Raw genomic sequence first — 19,433 nt, 5'->3', positions numbered from 1 at the left:
CACGGAATGGCCACCCACACCCTGGGTGGCCATTCCGCGTTAAGCGACATCTGCGCCCTCGGTAGACTCGAGGGATGCCGTCGCTCGACCTCTCACTGTCCTCTCCCGATCTGACCCGCGTGATCTGTGACATCCGCAGCGTCTCGGGCGAGGAGAAGACTCTCGCTGACGCGGTCTTCGAACAGGTGTCGGCTCTCGATCACCTCGAGGTGTACCGCGACGGCGATACGATCGTCGCCCGCACCCAGCTCGGTCGCGCGCAGCGCGTCGTCATCGCCGGCCACATCGACACCGTGCCGGTCAACGGCAACGTGCCCACGCGAGACATCGAGGTGGCGGGCGAAGCGTACATCTGGGGTCGCGGCACGGTCGACATGAAGGCCGGCGTGGCCGTGCAGCTGAAGCTCGCCGCCGAGCTCACCGCCCCGCGCGTCGACGTGACCTGGATGTGGTACGACCACGAGGAGGTCGACGCCGACCTCAACGGGCTCACGCGGCTCGCGCGCAGCAGGCCGGGCCTGTTCGCCGGCGACTTCGCCATTCTCGGCGAGCCGTCCAACGGCGAGGTCGAGGGCGGGTGCAACGGCAACCTGCGCGCCGTCGTGCGCACCCACGGGGTCCGCGCGCACAGCGCCCGCGCCTGGATCGGCGAGAACGCGATCCACAAGGCGGCGCCGGTCCTCTCGCGCCTCGCCGAGTACCGTCCGCAGGACGTCGCCGTCGAAGGCCTGGTCTACCGCGAGGGGCTCAACGCCGTCCGGATCCGTGGCGGGGTGGCAGGCAACGTCATCCCCGACCTCTGCGAGGTCGAGGTCAACTATCGCTTCGCGCCGAGCCGGGATGTGGGGGAGGCCGAGCGCCACGTGCGCGAGGTGTTCGCAGGGTTCGAGGTGGAGGTCGTCGACATCGCGGCCGGTGCACGGCCCGGTCTCGACGCGCCCCTGGCGCAGGAGTTCCTGGAGGCCGTCGGCGCGGAGCCCCGCCCGAAGTACGGCTGGACCGACGTCGCCCGCTTCAGCGCCCTGGGCGTGCCCGCGGTCAACTACGGCCCCGGCGACCCCCATCTGGCCCATCACGACGAAGAGCGTGTTCCGGTGGCACAGATCGAGGCCGTCGAGCAGGGCCTGCGTGCATGGCTGACGTCGAGCTGACCCGGAGCTCGGCAACGCGGTCCTCCGCTGTGCGTTCCGCGTTGCACGTCGCCGGGATCTACCTGGCCGCGAGGCTCGTCACGACGCTGTTCCTCACGCTGGCCGCGGAGCTCTCCGGCTTCGCCTCCCGCATGGGGCCCGACGCGCGTCTGGGCGACACCGTTCTGGCCTGGGACGGCACCTGGTACTGGCTGGTCGCCTTCTCGGGCTACCCGACCGCGCTTCCGCTGACCGACACCGGACAGGTGGCCGAGAACGCGTGGGCGTTCATGCCGCTCTACCCGTGGCTGGCCCAGGTGGTCTCGCTGCCCTTCGGCCGTTGGGACGTCGGGGCGCTGCTGGTCTCGCTCGTCGCCGGGTACGCGGCATCCGTCGTCTTGTATCACCTGCTGCGGACGCGGCTCGACGAGTCGGCAACGCTGTGGGCGGTCGCCTTCTTCGCCAGCGGTCCCCTCGCCGCGCTGTTCCACGTCGGCTACGCGGAGGCGCTCAACCTGCTGTGGCTGTTCTGCGCGGTGTGGTGCGTCGTGCGTCGCCGATTCGTCTGGCTCTATGCGCTGATCCCGCTCCTGGCCTTCACCCGCCCGGGCGTGCTAGCCTTCGCGCTCTTCCTCGCGCTATACGGCATCTGGCGTTGGGTTCGTCGCTCCCGCGACCCGCTGCCCGTCAGCGACATCGTCCACATCGTCGTGCTGGGCCTGCTCGCTGCGGCGTCGGGCTTCGCCTGGCAGCTGATTGCGGGATGGGTGACAGGCGACCCGGGTGCGTATCTGGCGACCGAGATGGCGTGGCGGCGCAACTGGGTGCGCGGCGATGCGGCGTTCGTGCCGTTGGAACCGTTCCTGGCCGGCGTCGAGTACTGGTTCGGCACCATGTGGCAGCCGCCCGTGGCCGTCGGCTTCGTCGTCGTCGCGCTCGGTCTCGTCCTCCTCGCCCTCGCGCTCGTCTTCCTCCCGCAGGTGCGCGCGCTCGGCATGGAGATCCGGCTCTGGAGCGCCAGCTATCTCGTGTACCTGCTGCTGGTGTTCTTCCCCCAGTCGAGCATCTTCCGCCTGCTGGTGCCGTTGTCACCGCTGTGGGGCGCCCTGGCCGTTCCGAGATCGCGGGTCTGGCGAGTGGGCGTCCTGGTGGCGTGCCTCATCGGGCAGTGGTGGTGGATCTACAACATGTATGCGCTCGGCAGCTACAACTGGCAGGTGCCGTAGCGCGTGGCGGATGCCGCTTTCCCCAACGCGTGCCCGGCGTCGGCGGCCTCACGATAAACTCGATACGCAGACCATCGATGAAAAGGAGCCGCAATGGCAGCCATGAAGCCGAGAACCGGAGACGGGCCGATGGAGGCCGTGAAGGAGGGTCGACTCATCATCGTGCGCGTGCCGCTCGAGGGAGGCGGTCGCCTTGTCGTCTCGGTGAACGACGCTGAGGCCAAGGAGCTCTACGACGTTCTGGGTGGCGTCGTCAACGCCGCGTAAGGCATCGCGAGAACGGCCGGTCCTTCGGGACCGGCCGTTCTCGTCTGTGCGGAGTCAGTTCGCGGGAACGGTGGTCAGCTGCAGGAGGCCTTCGCCCGTGATCGAGAGGGCGCCGATGACGGCGGGGGAGGCCTGCGTCTCTTGAATGAGCGAGCGGTACGCGGTCGTGACCGGGTCGCGCCGCACGGGGTCGGCGACGGCGCCGCCGGCCAGGACGCGGGGCACCAGCACCGTGCCACCGGCGCGCACCAGACGCAGGCCGTGTTCGACGTACTCGATGACGCCTTCGGGGTCGGCGTCCACGAGAACGATGTCGTACGACGCCTCGTTCATGCGGGGGAGCACCTCGGACGCGCGGCCGGTGATGAAGCGGGCCCGCGCCGGCGGGATGCGGGCTTCGGCGAACGCCTGGCGTGCGGCGCCCAGATGCTCGGGCTCCTTGTCGATCGTCGTCAGGGTCGCGCGTGGCGATCCGTGCAGCAGCCACAGCCCCGAGACGCCGGCGCCCGTGCCGATCTCCACGATGTTCAGGGCCTGCGATGCCGCAGCGATGAGTGCGCTCTGCGCGCCGATGGCCGGGCTGATCGGGGTGGCGCCCAGTTCCAGCGCATGCGCGCGCGCCCGTGCGATGTGCTCGGGCTCGCTGGTCGCCTCATCCACGAACCGCTGGCTCGCGCTCTGCTCTCCCATCCCATTCCTCCGCTCGCCAGCCTACGCGGCCTCGCGGCACGGACTGCTCAGGCGCGGCGGTAACCTGAAGTCATGATCTTCGGCCTCACGATCGAGAAGCTGCTGCTGATCGGACTCGTCGCCGCACTCATCCTCGGGCCCGAGCGCCTGCCGCGCTATGCAGAGTCGCTGGCCGGCCTCACCAAAAGAGCGCGGGACTGGGTGTCCACGGCACGCACCCGCATGCGGGACGAGATGGGCGAGGACTTCGACGACGTCGACTGGCGCACTCTGGACCCGCGGCAGTACGACCCGCGTCGGATCATCCGCGAGGCCCTCCTCGACGATGCGCCGGTGGCCCGCGTGAACTCGGCGTCGGCCGCTGCGGCGGCGTCGCCGGCGCCGGCGACGCCGCCGGTGAAGTCGCCGTTCCGAGGCCCGACCGATGGCCCGCCGCCTTTCGACGCCGAGGCGACCTGACCGTCTCAGCGCGGCCGGAAGGGCAGGGGTCGTCCTGCCAGACCCCGCGGCGCGCGCGCCAGCGCGTCGGCGACGGTCTCGATCGCGCGGGCGGCGGGATCCTCGGGGTGTGCGAGGACCGCCGGGACGCCGGCGTCCGCGTCGGCGCGCAGGACCGGGCTCAGCGGCACCGACGCGAGCAGCGGCACTTCTTCCTCGGGCTGTGAGAGCGAGGCTGCCACCGCGGCCCCGCCGCCCGCACCGAAGAGCTCGAGCGCGGTGCCGTCGGGGAGCGTCATCGCCGCCATGTTCTCGACCACGCCGATGACCCGCTGGCCGGTCTGACGCGCGACCAGGCCGCTGCGCACCGCGACGTCGGCGGCCGCGGACTGCGGGGTGGTCACGACCAGCACCTCGGCGTTCGGCAGCAGCTGGCCCACGGTGATGGCGACGTCGCCGGTGCCGGGTGGCATGTCGAGCAGCAGCACGTCGAGGTCGCCGAAATACACGTCGGTGAGGAACTGCTGGACGGTGCGATGCAGCATCGGTCCCCGCCAGGCCACGGCTGTCCGCTGCGACGGGGGAGCGGTGTCGCCGTCGCGCCGGCGCAGGAACATCCCGATCGAGATGACCTTCACCCCGTGCGCCACCGGCGGCAGCATGAGATCGTCCACGCGGGTCGGCTGCGGCACGCTGCCGTCGGCGCCCACGAGCCCGAGCTGCGCCGGGATGGAGAATCCGTGCACGTCGGCGTCGATGAGGCCGACGGCAAGACCGCGGGCGGCGAGGGCAGCGGCGAGGTTGGCGGTCACCGTGGACTTGCCGACGCCGCCTTTGCCGCTCGTGACGGCGATGACCCGCGTGAGCGTGCCGGGGCCGAACGGCATCTCGCGGGCGCGTCCGCCGCGCAGACGGTCGGTGAGCGCGTGGCGCTCAGCCGGCGTCATGACTCCGACCTCGAGGTCGACCCGGGCGATGCCGGGAACGGATGCCGCGGCCGCGCGCACGTCCGCGGCGATGCGGTCTGCGGCGGGGCAGCCCACGATGGTGAGCGCGATCGCGACGTGGGCGACGCCGCCGTCGACGGTGATCTCGCGGACCATGTCGAGCTCGCCGAGGGGGAGCCGGAGCTCCGGATCGGACACGGCGCCGACGGCGGTGCGGACGGCGGCCGCGGACGGCGCCGTCATCGGGCGGTGCCGGGCTCGCTGTCGCTGCCCTCCAGCTTGTCGAGCATCAGCCGCAGCTCGCTGCGCAGCACCTCGCGCGTCACGACGTGATCGGCGAAGTCGTTCACCGCCATGCGGAGCGCGACCACCTCGCGAGCGAGGTACTCGGTGTCGGCGAGGTTGCGCTCGGCGCGCTGACGGTCCTGCTCGATCTGCACGCGGTCGCGGTCGTCCTGCCGGTTCTGCGCCAGGAGGATGAGCGGCGCGGCATACGAGGCCTGCAGCGAGAGGATGAGGGTGAGCAGCGTGAAGTTCGTCGCTCTCGGGTCGAACTGCAGCGGCGGCGGCGCGAAGGTGTTCCACGCCAGCCAGACGACGACGAACACCGTCATGCCGATGAGGAAACCGGATGTGCCCATGCCCCGCGCGAACGCCTCGGAGAAGCGGCCGAAGCGATCGCTGGACTGCTGCTGCGGCGCCCTCTGGAGCATGCCGGAGCGGCCGCGGGGCGCGTCGAGTGCGGGCCGGCGTGTCGAACGGGCCATCAGCGCCGCCTCCGTCCCGGGCCGGAGGAGGTGCCCCGCGCAGAAGTGCTCGCCGGGCTCGCGGAGATCGACTCCGAGGCGGACGCACCGCTGTCGCCGGCGTCGTGCGATCGCCAGTCCTCCGGCAGCAGGTAGTCCAGGACGTCGTCGACGCTGACCGCGCCGACGAGCCGGTGGGCGGGGTCCACCACCGGGAGCGACACCAGGTTGTAAGAGGCCAGCAGCCGCGCGACGTCGGCTGCCGACGCCGTCGCGGGGATGGGGTCCAGCGTGTCGTCGATGAGTGCGCCGAGCCGCTCATGGGGCGGATAGCGCAGCATGCGCTGGAAGTGCACGGTGCCGAGCAGCCGGCCGGTCGGGGTCTCGTACGGCGGGAGGGTCACGAAGACGGCGGCGGCGAGCGCGGGGTGCAGCTCGTGCCGGCGGATGAGCGCGAGCGCCTCGGCGATTGTCGCGTCGGCGGAGAGGACGATCGGCTCGCTCGTCATGAGGCCGCCGGCGGTGTCGGGCCCGTACTTGAGGAGCGCGCGCACGTCCTCGGCCTCTTCGGGCTCCATGAGGTCGAGGAGCTCTTCGCGCTGGTCTTCCGGGAGCTGGCCGAGGACGTCGGCCGCGTCGTCGGGCTCCATCGCGTCGAGGATGTCGGCGGCGCGCTCGTCGTCGAGGGCTTCGAGGATGTGCACCTGCTCGTCTTCGGGCATCTCCTCGAGAGCGTCGGCGAGGCGGTCGTCGGGGAGCTCCTCCACGACCTCGAGCAGACGCTCTTCGGGCAGATCGAGCAGCGTGTTGGCGAGGTCCGCGGGGCGGAGCTCCGAGTACGTCGCGACCAGCTGCTCGGCGGACTGCGCCTCGCCGGGTGACTGGCTTTCGCGGACGGCGTCCCAGCCGGCGAACGTCGTCGGCCCCTTCGCGAAGGGGGAGGCGCTCGTCTTGGGCTTCCGCAGGAACAGCTGGCCCACGTCCCACTCGCCCAGGCGGTTGCGCTCGATGGCGACATCCTCGATGACGGCCGTGCCGGAGCCGTCCGCGAAGAAGACCTTGCGCCCGAGCATCTCGGCCATGACGCGCACCTCCCCGCCGCGCTGCTGGAAGCGGCGGACGTTGATGAGGCCGGTCGTGATGACCTGGCCGGTCGCGATGGAGGTGACGCGCCCGATGGAGACGAAGACGTGGCGGCGGCCGGGGATCTCGACGACGAGCCCGATCACGCGGGGCGGGTCGTCTTTCCGGTAGATGACGACGACGTCGCGGACCTTGCCGAGACGGTCGCCGGCGGGGTCGAAGACCGAGCACCCGGAAAGGCGCGCGACGAAAACCCTCTGCGTGCTCACACGTCCCAGCGTAGTCCGGGTGCCGTGGGAGGATGGGGAGATGACCATGATGGGCGGCCGCGCTTCGCACGGCTCGGATGCCGTCGGTCCGACGGTGGCGAGCTTCCCCACCTACGAGGCGGCGCAGAAGGCGGTGTCGTCGCTCATCGCCGCTGACGTCCCCGCCCGAGACATCGCGATCGTCGGTCAGGGGCTGCGCTCGATCGAGCGCATCACGGGCCGCCTGGGCTATGCCGCGGCCGCGCGCTCCGGCGCGATCAACGGCATCCTCCTGGGCCTGCTGTTCTCGGCGATCCTCGTGATCGGGTCGCCATCGGTGCCCATTCAGGCGTTTGTGGGCGTGCTCTTCGTCGGCATCGCGATCGGCATGCTGATGAGCATCATCGCCTACTCGTTCGTCCGCCGCCGCCGCGACTACGCGTCGGTCATGCAGGTCGTCGCCGATCACTACGAGATCACGGTGAGCGACACGAGCGCCGGCCGAGCCCGCCAGGTGCTCGGCTCGTCGCCGTCCGCACCTCCGCCGGCTGCTCCGACGCGGCCCACCGCGTCCGAGGCGGTCACGTCAGCCCCCTCCGTGGCCGAACCGCCGAAGTACGGCGAGCGTCTCCCGCCGAAGCCGGACGCCGTCGACGATGCCAGCTCGCCCGCCCCCGCGCCGGCCCCTGCCGTGGAGGACCCTGCACCGTCCGCGACGGTCGCGACGGCATCGGGCGAGTCGGCACCCGCATCCGGCGAGGCGCCGCCTGCGCGGGCGGGTGACGCACCCGGGTCCGACGAGAGCGACCGCGCGTGATCACCGGGTCCGACGAGAGCGACCGCGCGTGATCACCGGGGGCGACGCCGTGCGCATCGCCGTCGTCCTTCCGAACGGCACCGCAGAGGTCTCGGCCGAACTCACGGCTCCCACGTCGCCATGGGCCTTCGCCGCCCTCGCACACGGGGCGGGCGCCGGGTTCCGGCATCCGTTCCTCCTCGGCTTCGCGAATGCGCTCGCCCGCGAGGGCGTCGCGACGCTCAGATTCAACTTCCCGTACGTCGAGGCCGGGAGGCGGATGCCGGGACCCGCTGCCCACGCGGTCGCCACGTGGGCTGCGGTGCACGCCGAGCTGCGCCGGCGTGCCGGCGGCGCGCCGGTGTTCGCCCTCGGCAAGTCGTACGGCGGCCGGATGGCCTCGATGGCCGCGGCGGAGGGCGCCATCGACCCTGCGGCGCTGGTCTATCTCGGCTACCCGCTCCATCCGCCGGGGAGCCCCGACAAGGCGCGCACGGCGCACCTACCGGACGTGCCGCAGCCGCAGCTGTTCGTCGAGGGCACGAACGACCCGTTCATCGACCCGCACGATCAGCTCGAGGCGGCCGTCGCGTCCTGCCGCACCGCCGACATCGCGTGGATCGAGGGCGGCGGGCACTCGTTCGAGGTGAAGGGCCGCAAGCGCCCCGCCGCCGACATCGGCGCCGAGCTCGCGCCGTCAGTGGCGGCCTGGCTGCGACGGGTTCACTCGGGCGCCGGCCCGACGTAGCGCCCGCGCGGCCGGAGCCTCATCGGGCGCTGGTCGTATTCGTCGATCGCGTGCGAGATCCATCCCGCGATGCGGCCGACGGCGAACATCACCGCGCCGGCGTCATCGGGCATCCCCGCCCACAGGGTGATCGCGGCCAGCGCCAGGTCGAGGTTCGGCTGCAGGTCGGCGCGGCGCCCGACCTCGCGCGAGACCAGGTCGACGGCGGTCATGACCGCGTCGCCGCCCGGGGCACCGCGCAGCTGTTCGAGCAGCACGCGGGCGCGCATGTCGCCGCGGGTGTACAGCTGCTGCCCGAAGCCCGGGATGCCCCGCCCGCCGTCGCGCACCGCGCGGCCGATCGCGACGGCGGCCGCCTCGCCGCCGATCACCTCCTGCAGCAGCCGCACGGCCGCGCGGCTCGCGGTGCCGTGCAGCGGCGAATCGAACGCGCCCAGCGCGGCCGAGACCACGGCGTAGCCGGACGCCCGTGCCGAGGCGGCGACACGCGCCGCGAGCGTTGAGACCGCGAGGTCGTGGTCGATCACCAGGATCAGCGCGGCATCCACCAGGCGCACGCCTGCCGCCCGGTCGGTCGTGGCGAGGGCCCGCCACAGGGTCTCGGCGATCGTGCCGCGCGCGTCACCGGCGGGAAGGAGGGCGGCGGGCAGGCCGGTGAGCAGGCGGGCGCCGACCCGGACGAGCTGTCCGGCGGCGGGATCGTGCCGCAGCGGGTCGGTGGCGGCGAGGGCCGTCACAGCGACGGTCAGGCGGTCCAGAGACGGCGCCGGTCCGAGCGCCGACATCGTGCGGCGGGCCACCGCCAGGTCTTCCGGCTCCGGTGGACGCAGGCTCTGGATTCCCCAGAGCCATTGCACCACCGCTTCGAACGTCTGCTCGCGCGCGAGCGCGGTCGCCGACCGCTCGCGGTAGTGGAGCTCGTCGTCGTCGATGTGCGCGAGCGCCGTGTCGAGCACCATCAGCGGAGTCCCCGCCTGCGGGGTTCCCGGCGGTGCGGACGGGGTGCGCCGGCGGCGTCGCGCGAAGGCCTCGACCTCCAGCGGGTCGAACGACGAGCCCGACGCGTCGCGCTCTCGCGAGAGGAGGCCTCGCGAGACATAGGCGTACAGCGATTCGGGCTTGACCCCGAGCCGTGCGGCCGCCTCGGCGGCGGTGAGACGGGGAAGGTCGCTCATGTTGACCCGATCAAGATTGACGAAGGCGCGATCAAGTTCGCACACTGAGGATAGCGCCACAGACAGGAGCCGTCATGAGCATCGCACCGCCCACCGCCACCATCGCCCCGCGGGGCCTGCAGGGAGTCGTCGTCGCCGAGACCGCCGTGAGCGACGTCCGCGGCGCCGAGGGCTTCTACCAGTACCGCGACCGTTCGGCGATCGAGCTGGCGGAGTCGTCGTCCTTCGAAGACGCGTGGCAGCTGCTTGTCACCGGCGAAAAGGCGACGGATGCCGCGCGCCCGGCGTTCCAGGCGCACCTCGACGGGGCTGTCGCCGCCGGCCGATCCGACGTGGCCGTCGTCGTCGACGCCGTGGCCGCGACCACGCCCGACGTGCTCGCCGGCCTCGCGGCGTCGTGGTCGCTGCTGGGCGCGCGGCGCGGCATCCGTCCCCTCTACGACCTCGATGAGGACGCGCGCCTCGCCGAGGCGATCGCGCTCGCGGCGTCGACGCCGGTGATCGTCGGCGCCCTCTGGCGGCGTGGTCGCGGGGAGAGCCTGCTGCCCCCGATCGAAGGTCGAGGCGTCGTGGCGAACTACCTCCACCAGATCACCGGCGCCGTTCCCGACGAGGAGACCGAGCGCGCACTGACGGCGTACCTCGTCGCGGTGATGGACCACGGCTTCAACGCGTCCACGTTCACCGCGCGGGTGATCGCCTCGACCGGGGCGGATGCCGCGTCCTGCCTGGTCGGCGCCCTCGGCGCACTGACGGGGCCCCTGCACGGCGGAGCGCCGTCGCGCGCGCTCGACGGCCTGGACGCCGTCGGCACCGCCGACCGCATCGAGCCGTGGATCCGCGCGGAGCTGGCGGCCGGCCACCGGCTCATGGGCTTCGGGCACGCGGTCTACCGCACCGCCGACCCGCGCGCGGAGCTGATGAAGCGCGTGGCCCTGCGGCGCGGCGGCCCGCGCGTCGAGCTCGCGCGACAGTTCCAGGAGTCGGCCGAGCGGCTGCTCGCGGAGGCGAAGCCGGGGCGGGAGCTGCACGCCAACGTGGAGTTCTGGGCCGCGCTGGTGATGGAGCAGTGCGGTCTGCCGCGCGAGATGTTCACCCCGACGTTCGCCGTCGCCCGCACCATCGGCTGGACCGCGCACATCCTCGAGCAGGCGCGAGACCCGAAGATCATCCGGCCGTCCGCCCGCTATGCCGGTCCGCCGGTGCGCGGGAAGGCGGCCTGAGGCAGGCGGACCGGGGCTAGCGTCCCGCGGCGTAGCCCTGCATGCCGCGGGGATTCGCCGCCGCCCACAGGACGCCGGTCGCCGCATCGCGTCCGACCGCTGAGACGCGACCGAGCGACCAGCCGCCCGCGCGGGTGACGACGTGGCCGCGGCGCTCGAGGCCCTCGATCAGAGCGTCGCCCAGCCGGTCCTCCACGACGGCTCCGCCCGGCGTCCACGTGCGGGGCCAGAACGACTCGGGAAGCGACGTCGTGTGCAGCGCGGGCGCGTCGATGGCCGCCTGCGGCGTGTAGCCCCCGACGATGATCCGCAGGAGGGCCAGCAGCTGCCACTGGTCCTGCTGGTCGCCGCCGGGTGAGCCGATCGCGAACTCGGGAGCGCCGTCGCGCAGCACGAGCGTCGGCGTGAGCGTCGTGCGAGGACGACGCCCCGGGACGAGCGAGGACGGGTGCCCCGGCTCGAGCCAGGTCATCTGCAGGCGCGTGCCCAGGCAGAAGCCGAGCGCGGGAACGGCGGGGGAGGACTGCAGCCACCCTCCCGACGGCGTCGCCGAGACGATGTTGCCCCAGCGGTCGATCACGTCGAGGTGGCAGGTGTCGCCGCGGGTCTCGCCGGTCTTCGCGACCGTCGGCTCGCCGGTGCCCGCGGCCGGGGCGTCGTACTCGGTCCGCAGCGGCGGGCGATACGGCGTGCGGTGGGGGAGCGAGCCCGGCCGGAACTCCGCGGACGCCGTCGCGCCGATGAGCGAACGGCGCTCGTCGAGGTAGTCCGGCGACAGCAGGGAATCCAGATCGACGTCGTCGTCGCCGAACCAGGCGTCGCGGTCGGCGTAGGCGAGCTTCTGCGCCTCGAGGATGGTGTGCGCGCCGTCGACCTGCGACGGGTCGAGCAGATCGTCGGCGAGAGGCTCGAGCAGCCCGAGCGTCTGCAGCAGCGCGGGGCCCTGGGTCCAGGCGCCGGGCTTCGCGATCGTGCGGCCGCGGAACTCGCGGGTGACGGGCGCCTCGTACCCGGCCTCGAACCCCGCGAAGTCGTCGGGTGTGATGACCGCCGCGTGCGTGCCGCCTCCGGAGTGGCGGTGCGGCTGTGCCAGGAAGGCGGATGCCTCGTGGGCGACGACGCCGGTCTTCCACTCCCGTCGCGCGGCGTCGATGCGGGCGGCGCGGCCGACGGGCCCGTCGTCGCGCAGCGTGCACGACGCGTGGACCAGCCCGTCGAGCACGTCGGCGTACGCCGGATTGCGCATCATGCGGCCGGCGACCGGCGGTTCGCCGGCGGGCATCCACAGTGCCGCCGACGTCGGCCAGTCGTCCCGGAACAGCTCGGCCACGCGGGCGATCGTCGCCGCTGCGCCCGCCACGAGCGGATGCCCCTCGCGCGCGTAGCCGATCGCATACGCCAGCACATCGGCCAGCTCCCATGTGCCGTGATCGCGCAGCAGCAGGAGCCAAGCGTCGACCGCGCCCGGCACGGCGGCGGCGAGGCCGCCCGCACCCGGCACGAGCTCGAGCCCCTCATCGCGGTAGTGGTCGATCGACGCCGCGGCCGGCGCGGGCCCCTGGCCCATCAGCACCGTCGGGGTGGCATCCGCGCCCGCCGTCTGGAAGATGCCGACGAGGTCGCCCCCGGGGCCGTTGAGATGCGGCTCGACCACATGCAGCACGAAGGCCGCCGCCACCGCGGCGTCGAACGCGTTGCCCCCGCGCTCCAGGACCGACTGGGAGGTCGCGGTGGCGAGCCAATGGGTCGACGCGGACATGCCGAACGTGCCGGCGAGCGTGGGCCGGGTGGTGAACGACCCGGGTGCGGTGTAGGTCATGCCGCGTTCCTCGTCGCAGCGCGGGGGCGGTGCCGCACGCTCAGCGACCGGAGCCCGCGAGGCGCGCGATCCAGGCCTCGACCTCGTCGGCGGTGCGCGGGATGGCGGCGGAGAGGTTGACGGGGCCTTCTGCGGTCATGAGGATGTCGTCCTCGATGCGCACGCCGATGCCGCGATACTCCTCGGGCACCGTCAGGTCGTCGATCTGGAAGTAGAGTCCGGGCTCGATCGTGAAGACCATGCCCGGCTCGAGCACGCCGTCGTAGTACATGTCGCGGCGGGCCTGCGCGCAGTCGTGCACGTCGATGCCCAGGTGGTGGCTCGTGCCGTGGACCATGTAGCGGCGGTGGTGCCCGCCGCGGTCGGCGTCGAGCGCCTCGTCGGCGCTCACCGGCAGCAGCCCCCATTCGGCGACCCGCGCCGCGATGACCTGCATCGCCGCTTCGTGGATGGAACGGAACTTCACTCCGGGCCGGGCGACGGCGAAAGCGGCGTCGGCGGCCTCCCGCACGGCTTCGTAGACCGCGCGCTGGACGTCGGTGAAGCGACCGCTCACCGGAAGGGTGCGGGTGATGTCGGCGGTGTAGAGGCTGTCGACCTCGACCCCGGCGTCGATGAGGATGAGGTCGCCCGGCACCACGGCGCCGTCGTTGCGCGTCCAGTGCAGATAGCACGCGTGGGGCCCGGACGCGGCGATCGTGTCGTACCCGACGGCGTTGCCGTCGCTGCGCGCCCGCTGGTGGAAGACGCCCTCGACCACCCGTTCGCCGCGCGGGTGCTCGATGACGGCCGGCAGATTCGCCACGATGTCGTCGAAGCCGTCGGCCGTGACCTTCACAGCCAGCTCCATCTGCCCGATCTCGTAGGCGTCCTTGACGAGCCGGAGCTCGGAGACGAAGCGGGTCAGGTCGTCGTCCTCGTCCAGGAGCACATCGCCGTCGCGGGTCTCGAACTCGTCGATGTGGGCGGTGTCGACACCCAGGTCGGATGCGACGCCCGCCAGAGCGGGCCGCGGGCCGATCCAGAACTCGCCGATCGAGGCATCCGAGTAGAACTCGCTCGTCGTGCGGTCGGCGCGCTCCCGGAAGTAGAGGGTGACGTCGTGGCCGCTCCCCGCCCGCGGCTCGAACACCAGGACGGCGCCGGGCTCGGAGTCCGACGCCCAGCCGGTGAGGTGCGAGAACGCCGAGTGCGCGCGGAACGGGTAGTCGGTGTCGTTGCTGCGCTGCTTGAGCTCGCCCGCGGGGATCACCAGCCGGCGCCCGGGGAAGGCAGCCGACACCGCGTCGCGCCGTGCGGCGGCGAAGGGCGCCTGCGTCCGGGCCGGCGGCACCGTCTCGGGGCGCTCGGCCCAGCCCTCGGAGATCGTGTCGAGGAAGCCCTGCCCGTACGGCTGGCGGCGGTTCGTGCTGGTCGAGGTCGGAGTCTCGGCGGTGCTCGTGGCGCCCTCGGAGGACTCGCTGGCTGCGCTGCTCATGCGTCCAGTCTCGCACGCGCGCTCGCGTGGCGGCGGGCCTCAGCCGGCAGGCTCGTACTGGACGATCAGCGGGCGGTGGTCGGAACCGGAATCGTCGAGCGCGCGCAGCACCAGCGACCCGGTGGCGCGCCAGTGCGACGTCGCCATGACGTGGTCGATCGGCGCGCCGAGGATCGCCGGCACCTGGGACGACCACGTGCCCAGCGCCCCGCTGCCGGTCTCGACGGCGGCGTCGGCGCAGTGCCCGAGGGTGCCGCCGTCGACACCGAGCCCCGTCATGTGGTCGACGGTGGCGTTGAAGTCGCCCGCCATGATGACGTTGCCGTCGCCGCACTGGTCGGCCAGCCACTGCAGGTCGTCGCGCCAGCTCTGCATGTAGCTCGGGCGCGGGGCGACGGCGTGGGCGGCGACGACGATGGGGCCGTCCCCCGACACGGGCATGGCCACGGCGCTGGGAACCGTCGACGTGTTGCTCGACCCGTCGAGCGAGGACTCGATCACCGCGTAGTCGCCGAGCTCCGGCGAGATGAGCAGCGTGGTGGAGCCGGCATCCCACTCGGTCGACGGGTCCTCAGCGTGGTGCGCCCACATCCGGTGACCGAGGTCGCGCATCGCGATCGCGACGCTCTCACCCGTCTCGATCGTGGTCTCGGGGAGGGCGACGATGTCGGCATCCATTGCGACCGCGATCCTGGCGATCGTCTCGGGCGCGGTCGCGGGTCCGGCGGTGTTCCACGTCATGACCCGGATGCTCTCGTCCGTCTTCACCGGGAGCGGGTCGGTGCCCAGACCCCCGCGGGCCGAGAGCACGGCGACGTTGGCGATCGTCGCGACGCCGGCGATGACGGCGATCGCGAGGGCGAGGGGCCGGATGGGACGGGCGATCGCGAGCAGCAGGGCCAACAGGGCGACGGCGGCGAACACGAGGGCGAGGCCGCCCCGGAAGGAGACGATCTGCGCGACGGGGTAGAAGCGCTCCACGCGGAAGAAGCCGGGCCAGGTGAGCACCGCCGCGGCAATCGCGCTCAGCACGGCGAGGAGGATCCCGAGCAGGCGAAGCACTCCGCGACTCTATGCGAGCAGGCTGGGAGATCCGTCAGCGCGCGCCGCCCCTGCCTGCGCAGACGGGTGCCGCCGCCCCGCCCCGCGCTACGCTCGGAGGATGCCCGGACCGTCGCCACGCCCCCAGCGGTTCGAGGGACCGAGCGATCTTCACCTCCACTCCGCGTACTCCGACGGCACCCAGCCGCCGTCCGAGGTCATGGCGGCGGCGCACCGTCACGGCCTGCGCACCGCGGCTCTCACCGATCACGACACCACGGCGGGCTGGGCCGAGGCGGCGGAGGCCGCGAGCTCGCTCGGCATGACGTTCCTTCCGGGCATGGAACTGTCGGCCCGGCACGAGTGGCGCAGCGTCCACGTCCTGGCGTACCTGCCCGATCCCGACGAACCCGCCCTGCGCGCCGAGACGTCGCGCATCCGCTCCTCGCGACTGGATCGCGCGCGCCTCATGGCCGACCGGATCGCCCGGGATTACGACCTGGTGTGGGACGACATCCTCGCGCAGACGACGGACGGCGCCACCGTCGGCCGCCCGCACATCGCCGACGCCCTCGTCGCGCGCGGGCTGGTGCGGGACCGCGCCGAGGCGTTCGCCGGCATCCTGAGCCCCGGCGGGGACTACTACGTCGCGCTGTACGCCCCGGATCCCGTGACGGCGGTCGCTCTCGTCTCCGGCGCCGGGGGAGTCCCCGTCGTCGCCCACCCGGCCGGTCGCGCGGGACTCCTCCCGCAGCGGCTGCTCGAGCGGATGCTCGACGCCGGACTCGCGGGCTTCGAGCTCGGACACCGCGAGAACCGGGAGCCCGCGCTCGGAACGCTGCGGGGGCTCTGTCGCGACCGCGACCTCATCGTCACCGGCTCGAGCGACTACCACGGCCTGGGCAAGCCCAATCAGCCGGGTGAGAACACCACGAGCGACGACATGCTCGCGCGCATCATCGACCGCGCAACGGGAAGCGCCCCCGTCTTCCCGTGAGGGAACGAGGGCGCTTCCGGTGCGGCGGGCGCCGCGGGTCGTGCGGTCGGCGAGGCGGGATCAGCCGAGGGCCTTGGCCTTCAGGGCGTCGTACTCGGCCTGCGTGATCGTGCCGGCGTCGAGGAGCGACTTCGCCTTGGCGATCTCGTCCGCGGCGCTCGCCGTCGACGAACCCGCCACCGACTTGATGTACGCGTCCTGGGCCTTCTGGAGCTGCACGGCCTCCTTCGCACTGCGCTCGGCCATGCCGCGGCCGCGGGCGATGAGGTAGATCAGCAGCGTCAGGAAGGGCACGAAGATCAGGAAGATGATCCACACCGCCTTCCACCAGCCGTTGAGCTTGTGGTCGCGGAACAGGTCGCCGATGACGGCGAAGAGGGCGAACAGGTAGGCGACGAAGAAGAACGCCCAGAGGAACCACCAGATGATGTCCCAGAACGAGCCCCAGAATCCCTGGTACTGGTACCCGGTGTTCATGACTTCGATGAAGTGCACGATCGGCCTTTCTTGATGCGAGGTCGCGGCCGGACCGGCCGCTGCCGCTCACGATAGCGGTGATCGTGCCTCCCCGTGCTCACGCACGCGGGAGTATGACGTCATGCGCCGGCGGCCACCCCGCCCGACGTGCCCGAGCCGCCGCCCCGACGGCGCCGACGGCGTCGCGGCGCCGGCCGGCCGTCGTGGTGCTCCTTGCCGCCGCCGTCATGCGTGCCCGCGCCCTCCGCGTCGCGCTCGCCGGTCGATGTGCGGGGGCTCTCGGACGACTTCGCCTCCCCGCCCTCGGCGGCCTCGAACGTCGAGCCGACGCGCTCGGCCGACGAACCCGAGCGGCGCCGGCGACGGCGGCGGCTGGGCGCCTGGCCGTTCGACTCCACCTCGGCTGCGGCATCCGTCGCCCTCTCGGGCTGGACGCGCACGGCCTGGGTCTTCGGCGCCGTCGCGATGCGGCCCTTGGTGCCCTGGGGGATGTCGAGATCGGAGTAGAGGTGCGGGCTCGACGAGTAGGTCTCGACCGGCTCGGGCTGGCCGAACTCGAGCGCGCGGTTGATCAGGGCCCACTTGTGCAGGTCTTCCCAGTCCACGAACGTCACGGCGATGCCGGTCTTGCCGGCGCGGCCGGTGCGGCCTGCGCGGTGCAGGTACGTCTTCTCGTCGTCCGGGATCGTGTGGTTGATGACGTGGGTGACGTCATCGACGTCGATGCCGCGCGCGGCGACATCGGTCGCGATCAGCACGTCCTTCTTGCCGGCCTTGAACCCGGCCATGGAGCGCTCGCGGGCCTCCTGGCTCATGTCGCCGTGGACGGCCCCGGCGTTGAAGCCGCGGTCGTTCAGCTCGTCGACGAGCTTCTGGGCGGCGCGCTTGGTGCGCGTGAAGATGACGGTCTTGCCGCGGCCGTCCGCCTGGAGGATGCGGGCGATGACCTCGTCCTTGTCGAGCGAGTGCGCGCGGTACACCAGGTGACGGATGTTCGCCTGCGTCAGGCCCTCGTCGGGGTCGGTGGCGCGGATGTGGATCGGGTTCGACATGAACCGGCGCGCGAGGGCGACGATCGGGCCCGGCATGGTGGCCGAGAACAGCTGCGTGTGACGGATCGCCGGGACCTTCGAGAAGATCTTCTCGATGTCCGCGAGGAAGCCGAGGTCGAGCATCTTGTCGGCCTCGTCGAGCACGACCTGGGTCGCGTTCGACAGGTCGAGCAGGCGCTGGTTGTTGAGGTCGATGAGGCGGCCGGGCGTGCCGACGACGATCTGCGCGCCGGCCTTCAGCTGGTCGATCTGACCCTCGTACGCCTTGCCGCCGTAGATGGCGACGACGCTCGTCGACCGGTTCGAGGTCAGCATGTCCATGTCTTCGTACACCTGGACGGCGAGCTCGCGCGTGGGGACCACGATGAGCGCCTTCACGCCCGGCTCGGGGTTCAGCCCCAGCCGCTGGACGACGGGGATGCCGAAGCCGAAGGTCTTGCCGGTGCCGGTCTTGGCCTGGCCGATGATGTCCTGGCCGGGAAGTCCCAGCGGGATCGTCTGCTCCTGGATGGGGAACGCGTCGACGATGCCCTTTGCAGAGAGCGCCTCGACGATGTCCTGATCGACGCCGAGCTCGGCGAAGGTCGTCACGATGTGTGCCTGTCCGGCAGTGGGAATGCTGCCTGGGTTCGTGCCCGGGCGCAGGCGGTTCCCGTGATCGGGGTCGCCGCGCGGGCGGAAAGTGCGGTCCACGCCCTTCTTTCCCACAGGCGCGGGCGCCCCGATCCGACGCCGGGGCTGCGACCCACGATACCGGAGGACGTCCGCGCCCACGCTCAGCGCCGCCGCCTCGTAGGCTTTCGTGCATGGTGAAGTGGTTCTGGCAGCGCCCGCAGACGGGGCGCAAGCTCCAGCTCCGCTCGCGGGACGAGCTGAGCGGCGCGAATCGCGTCGATTTCGAAGAGCTCGCCCCGGACATCGACACGTTCCTCGGGCAGGCGGCGTATCTGCAGCTGGGCTTCTTCGAGACGCTCACCGAGCAGATCCAGACGATCCCCGAGCTGTCCGAGAAGGAGGCGGTGTCACGCGCCGCCGGCGCGGCCCTGACCAAGCACGAGGCGCTCGTCGCGCTCATCCGCGAGCGGGGCGACGATCCGACCGAGATCATGCGGCCCTTCCGCGAGCCGCTGGACGCGTTCCGTGCGGCGACGCACGGCGTCCGGCCGCAGGAGACGCTGCTCTCCGTGCACATCACCGCGGGCATGCTCGACGACTTCTACCTGGCGCTGTCGGCGAGCTACGGCGAGACCGGCGACCGAGTGGCCCGGATCCTCCAGGCCGACGACGACCGGCAGGCGATCGTCGAGCTCATCTCCGAGACGATCGCCAGCGATCCGGAATGGAAGTCCCTGCTCGCGCTGTGGGGGCGGCGACTCGTCGGCGACACGCTGCTCATCGCGCGGGCGGCGCTGCGGCCCACCGGCAGGGGCCTGGCCGTGCAGGAGAAGGTCGAGCCGGTCTTCACCGAGCTGATGGCCGCGCACTCGCGTCGCATGGACGCGATGGGTCTCGCTGCCTGAGCCCATCCCGGGACGGGCACGGCCGGGTCGGCGGCGTTCAGCCGATCCCGAGCCGGGCCTTCTCGCGGGTGTCGTGCGCGACGCGCGACCGCGACAGCAGCAGCACGACCGGATAGGTCACGACGATCGGGACGATCAGTGCGGCCAGCCACGGCCACGGCGTGTCGACGCCGATGCCGAGCCACGTGAGGATCGCCCAGGCGGCGCCGGCCGACGCCGCGCCCACCATGGGCGCGAGCACGACTCCGCGCGTCAGCCGCTGGTGCAGCTGGAAGTGGATGCCGACGCCGATGACGGCGCCCAGGATGAACGCGATGAGGATCTGCACGGTGG

General features: G+C 72.2%; 20 protein-coding genes. 9 read left to right on the top strand and 11 right to left on the bottom strand.

Going from position 1 to position 19,433, the window contains the following annotated elements; translation table 11 throughout:
• The first annotated feature begins 74 nt into the window (after nucleotides 1-74).
• The 3 genes from dapE (at nucleotide 75) to R8Z57_RS09760 (ending at nucleotide 2,623) form a co-directional block, all read left to right on the top strand.
• Nucleotides 75-1,151 carry a succinyl-diaminopimelate desuccinylase gene (gene dapE / locus R8Z57_RS09770; RefSeq protein WP_318353553.1) on the top strand — a complete coding sequence of 359 codons (1,077 nt, stop codon included), beginning with the start codon at nucleotides 75-77 and terminating at the stop codon, nucleotides 1,149-1,151.
• Nucleotides 1,133-2,356, top strand: a complete 1,224-nt coding sequence (locus tag R8Z57_RS09765; protein WP_378722883.1) for a hypothetical protein — start codon at nucleotides 1,133-1,135, stop codon at nucleotides 2,354-2,356. The genes dapE and R8Z57_RS09765 overlap by 19 nt, the downstream gene beginning before the upstream one ends.
• 93 nt (nucleotides 2,357-2,449) lie before the next feature.
• Nucleotides 2,450-2,623 (top strand): DUF3117 domain-containing protein, encoded by a 174-nt coding sequence (locus tag R8Z57_RS09760; protein ID WP_019179788.1) that lies wholly within the window; start codon nucleotides 2,450-2,452, stop codon nucleotides 2,621-2,623.
• A gap of 54 nt (nucleotides 2,624-2,677) precedes the next feature.
• On the opposite strand, the gene R8Z57_RS09755 is transcribed toward R8Z57_RS09760, so the two are convergent.
• Nucleotides 2,678-3,313 carry an O-methyltransferase gene (locus R8Z57_RS09755; protein WP_318353551.1) on the bottom strand — a complete coding sequence of 212 codons (636 nt, stop codon included), beginning with the start codon at nucleotides 3,311-3,313 and terminating at the stop codon, nucleotides 2,678-2,680.
• Nucleotides 3,314-3,385: 72 nt separating this feature from the next.
• Between R8Z57_RS09755 and R8Z57_RS09750 the strand changes: the two genes are divergently transcribed.
• Nucleotides 3,386-3,772: a Sec-independent protein translocase TatB gene (locus tag R8Z57_RS09750; protein WP_318353550.1), complete on the top strand. Its 387-nt coding sequence runs from the start codon at nucleotides 3,386-3,388 to the stop codon at nucleotides 3,770-3,772.
• A gap of 5 nt (nucleotides 3,773-3,777) precedes the next feature.
• Here the strand turns inward: R8Z57_RS09750 and R8Z57_RS09745 are convergent, their stop codons facing one another.
• Genes R8Z57_RS09745 through R8Z57_RS09735 form a run of 3 tightly spaced genes read right to left on the bottom strand, consistent with a single transcriptional unit; the run spans nucleotide 3,778 to nucleotide 6,796 of the window.
• Nucleotides 3,778-4,941, bottom strand: a complete 1,164-nt coding sequence (locus tag R8Z57_RS09745) for a P-loop NTPase (RefSeq protein ID WP_318353549.1) — start codon at nucleotides 4,939-4,941, stop codon at nucleotides 3,778-3,780.
• Nucleotides 4,938-5,465, bottom strand: coding sequence for a DUF1003 domain-containing protein (locus tag R8Z57_RS09740; protein ID WP_318353548.1), 528 nt, complete (start codon nucleotides 5,463-5,465; stop codon nucleotides 4,938-4,940). The genes R8Z57_RS09745 and R8Z57_RS09740 overlap by 4 nt, the downstream gene beginning before the upstream one ends.
• The gene (locus R8Z57_RS09735) at nucleotides 5,465-6,796 is read right to left on the bottom strand and encodes a magnesium transporter MgtE N-terminal domain-containing protein (RefSeq protein WP_318353547.1); all 1,332 of its coding nucleotides are present in this window, start codon (nucleotides 6,794-6,796) and stop codon (nucleotides 5,465-5,467) included. The genes R8Z57_RS09740 and R8Z57_RS09735 overlap by 1 nt, the downstream gene beginning before the upstream one ends.
• 40 nt (nucleotides 6,797-6,836) lie before the next feature.
• On the opposite strand from R8Z57_RS09735, the gene R8Z57_RS09730 reads away from it, so the two are divergent.
• Nucleotides 6,837-7,592, top strand: coding sequence for a general stress protein (locus R8Z57_RS09730; RefSeq protein WP_318353546.1), 756 nt, complete (start codon nucleotides 6,837-6,839; stop codon nucleotides 7,590-7,592).
• A 28-nt stretch (nucleotides 7,593-7,620) separates the two neighbouring features.
• Nucleotides 7,621-8,319, top strand: a complete 699-nt coding sequence (locus R8Z57_RS09725; RefSeq protein ID WP_378722886.1) for an alpha/beta family hydrolase — start codon at nucleotides 7,621-7,623, stop codon at nucleotides 8,317-8,319.
• Here the strand turns inward: R8Z57_RS09725 and R8Z57_RS09720 are convergent.
• Nucleotides 8,295-9,494 (bottom strand): citrate synthase, encoded by a 1,200-nt coding sequence (locus tag R8Z57_RS09720; RefSeq protein ID WP_318353545.1) that lies wholly within the window; start codon nucleotides 9,492-9,494, stop codon nucleotides 8,295-8,297. The genes R8Z57_RS09725 and R8Z57_RS09720 overlap by 25 nt on opposite strands.
• Before the next feature lie 74 nt (nucleotides 9,495-9,568).
• Between R8Z57_RS09720 and R8Z57_RS09715 the strand changes: the two genes are divergently transcribed.
• Nucleotides 9,569-10,717 carry a citrate/2-methylcitrate synthase gene (locus R8Z57_RS09715; RefSeq protein ID WP_318353544.1) on the top strand — a complete coding sequence of 383 codons (1,149 nt, stop codon included), beginning with the start codon at nucleotides 9,569-9,571 and terminating at the stop codon, nucleotides 10,715-10,717.
• Nucleotides 10,718-10,733: 16 nt separating this feature from the next.
• Here the strand turns inward: R8Z57_RS09715 and R8Z57_RS09710 are convergent, their stop codons facing one another.
• From R8Z57_RS09710 to R8Z57_RS09700, 3 genes are read right to left on the bottom strand one after another with little or no spacing between them, the layout of a single operon-like run.
• Nucleotides 10,734-12,536 (bottom strand): gamma-glutamyltransferase family protein, encoded by a 1,803-nt coding sequence (locus tag R8Z57_RS09710; protein WP_318353543.1) that lies wholly within the window; start codon nucleotides 12,534-12,536, stop codon nucleotides 10,734-10,736.
• 40 nt (nucleotides 12,537-12,576) lie between these two features.
• Nucleotides 12,577-14,013 carry an aminopeptidase P family protein gene (locus R8Z57_RS09705; protein WP_318353542.1) on the bottom strand — a complete coding sequence of 479 codons (1,437 nt, stop codon included), beginning with the start codon at nucleotides 14,011-14,013 and terminating at the stop codon, nucleotides 12,577-12,579.
• Nucleotides 14,014-14,052: 39 nt separating this feature from the next.
• Entirely contained in the window at nucleotides 14,053-15,075 is a 1,023-nt protein-coding gene (locus R8Z57_RS09700; RefSeq protein ID WP_318353541.1) for an endonuclease/exonuclease/phosphatase family protein, read from the bottom strand.
• A 100-nt stretch (nucleotides 15,076-15,175) separates the two neighbouring features.
• Here R8Z57_RS09700 and R8Z57_RS09695 point away from each other — a divergent pair, with 100 nt between their 5' ends.
• Nucleotides 15,176-16,051 carry a PHP domain-containing protein gene (locus R8Z57_RS09695; protein WP_318353540.1) on the top strand — a complete coding sequence of 292 codons (876 nt, stop codon included), beginning with the start codon at nucleotides 15,176-15,178 and terminating at the stop codon, nucleotides 16,049-16,051.
• A gap of 60 nt (nucleotides 16,052-16,111) precedes the next feature.
• Here R8Z57_RS09695 and R8Z57_RS09690 read toward each other — a convergent pair whose 3' ends face one another.
• Both R8Z57_RS09690 and R8Z57_RS09685 read right to left on the bottom strand, forming a co-directional pair.
• A complete protein-coding gene (locus R8Z57_RS09690; protein WP_318353583.1) occupies nucleotides 16,112-16,528 on the bottom strand; it encodes an SHOCT domain-containing protein in 417 nt (138 codons plus the stop codon).
• A 119-nt stretch (nucleotides 16,529-16,647) separates the two neighbouring features.
• Nucleotides 16,648-18,171 carry a DEAD/DEAH box helicase gene (locus R8Z57_RS09685; protein WP_318353539.1) on the bottom strand — a complete coding sequence of 508 codons (1,524 nt, stop codon included), beginning with the start codon at nucleotides 18,169-18,171 and terminating at the stop codon, nucleotides 16,648-16,650.
• Nucleotides 18,172-18,386: 215 nt separating this feature from the next.
• Between R8Z57_RS09685 and R8Z57_RS09680 the strand changes: the two genes are divergently transcribed.
• Complete coding sequence (locus R8Z57_RS09680; protein WP_318353538.1) at nucleotides 18,387-19,100, top strand: ferritin-like fold-containing protein; 714 nt, start codon at nucleotides 18,387-18,389, stop codon at nucleotides 19,098-19,100.
• A gap of 37 nt (nucleotides 19,101-19,137) precedes the next feature.
• On the opposite strand, the gene R8Z57_RS09675 is transcribed toward R8Z57_RS09680, so the two are convergent.
• Entirely contained in the window at nucleotides 19,138-19,428 is a 291-nt protein-coding gene (locus R8Z57_RS09675; RefSeq protein WP_318353537.1) for a hypothetical protein, read from the bottom strand.
• Nucleotides 19,429-19,433: the final 5 nt, after the last annotated feature.

This window comes from Microbacterium sp. M3 (genome assembly GCF_033548675.1).
In the GTDB taxonomy this organism is placed as follows: Bacteria; Actinomycetota; Actinomycetes; order Actinomycetales; family Microbacteriaceae; genus Microbacterium; species Microbacterium arthrosphaerae.
Note: the sequence above shows the minus strand (reverse complement) of the source record. Positions and strands in the feature narration are given on the sequence as shown.

Coding starts and splice junctions, on each gene's coding strand:
- dapE (WP_318353553.1), top strand. CDS start 75: ATGCCGTCGCTCGACCTCTCACTGTCCTCTCCCGATCTGACCCGCGTG.
- R8Z57_RS09765 (WP_378722883.1), top strand. CDS start 1,133: ATGGCTGACGTCGAGCTGACCCGGAGCTCGGCAACGCGGTCCTCCGCT.
- R8Z57_RS09760 (WP_019179788.1), top strand. CDS start 2,450: ATGGCAGCCATGAAGCCGAGAACCGGAGACGGGCCGATGGAGGCCGTG.
- R8Z57_RS09755 (WP_318353551.1), bottom strand. CDS start 3,313: ATGGGAGAGCAGAGCGCGAGCCAGCGGTTCGTGGATGAGGCGACCAGC.
- R8Z57_RS09750 (WP_318353550.1), top strand. CDS start 3,386: ATGATCTTCGGCCTCACGATCGAGAAGCTGCTGCTGATCGGACTCGTC.
- R8Z57_RS09745 (WP_318353549.1), bottom strand. CDS start 4,941: ATGACGGCGCCGTCCGCGGCCGCCGTCCGCACCGCCGTCGGCGCCGTG.
- R8Z57_RS09740 (WP_318353548.1), bottom strand. CDS start 5,465: ATGGCCCGTTCGACACGCCGGCCCGCACTCGACGCGCCCCGCGGCCGC.
- R8Z57_RS09730 (WP_318353546.1), top strand. CDS start 6,837: ATGACCATGATGGGCGGCCGCGCTTCGCACGGCTCGGATGCCGTCGGT.
- R8Z57_RS09720 (WP_318353545.1), bottom strand. CDS start 9,494: ATGAGCGACCTTCCCCGTCTCACCGCCGCCGAGGCGGCCGCACGGCTC.
- R8Z57_RS09715 (WP_318353544.1), top strand. CDS start 9,569: ATGAGCATCGCACCGCCCACCGCCACCATCGCCCCGCGGGGCCTGCAG.
- R8Z57_RS09710 (WP_318353543.1), bottom strand. CDS start 12,536: ATGACCTACACCGCACCCGGGTCGTTCACCACCCGGCCCACGCTCGCC.
- R8Z57_RS09705 (WP_318353542.1), bottom strand. CDS start 14,013: ATGAGCAGCGCAGCCAGCGAGTCCTCCGAGGGCGCCACGAGCACCGCC.
- R8Z57_RS09695 (WP_318353540.1), top strand. CDS start 15,176: ATGCCCGGACCGTCGCCACGCCCCCAGCGGTTCGAGGGACCGAGCGAT.
- R8Z57_RS09690 (WP_318353583.1), bottom strand. CDS start 16,528: ATGAACACCGGGTACCAGTACCAGGGATTCTGGGGCTCGTTCTGGGAC.
- R8Z57_RS09680 (WP_318353538.1), top strand. CDS start 18,387: ATGGTGAAGTGGTTCTGGCAGCGCCCGCAGACGGGGCGCAAGCTCCAG.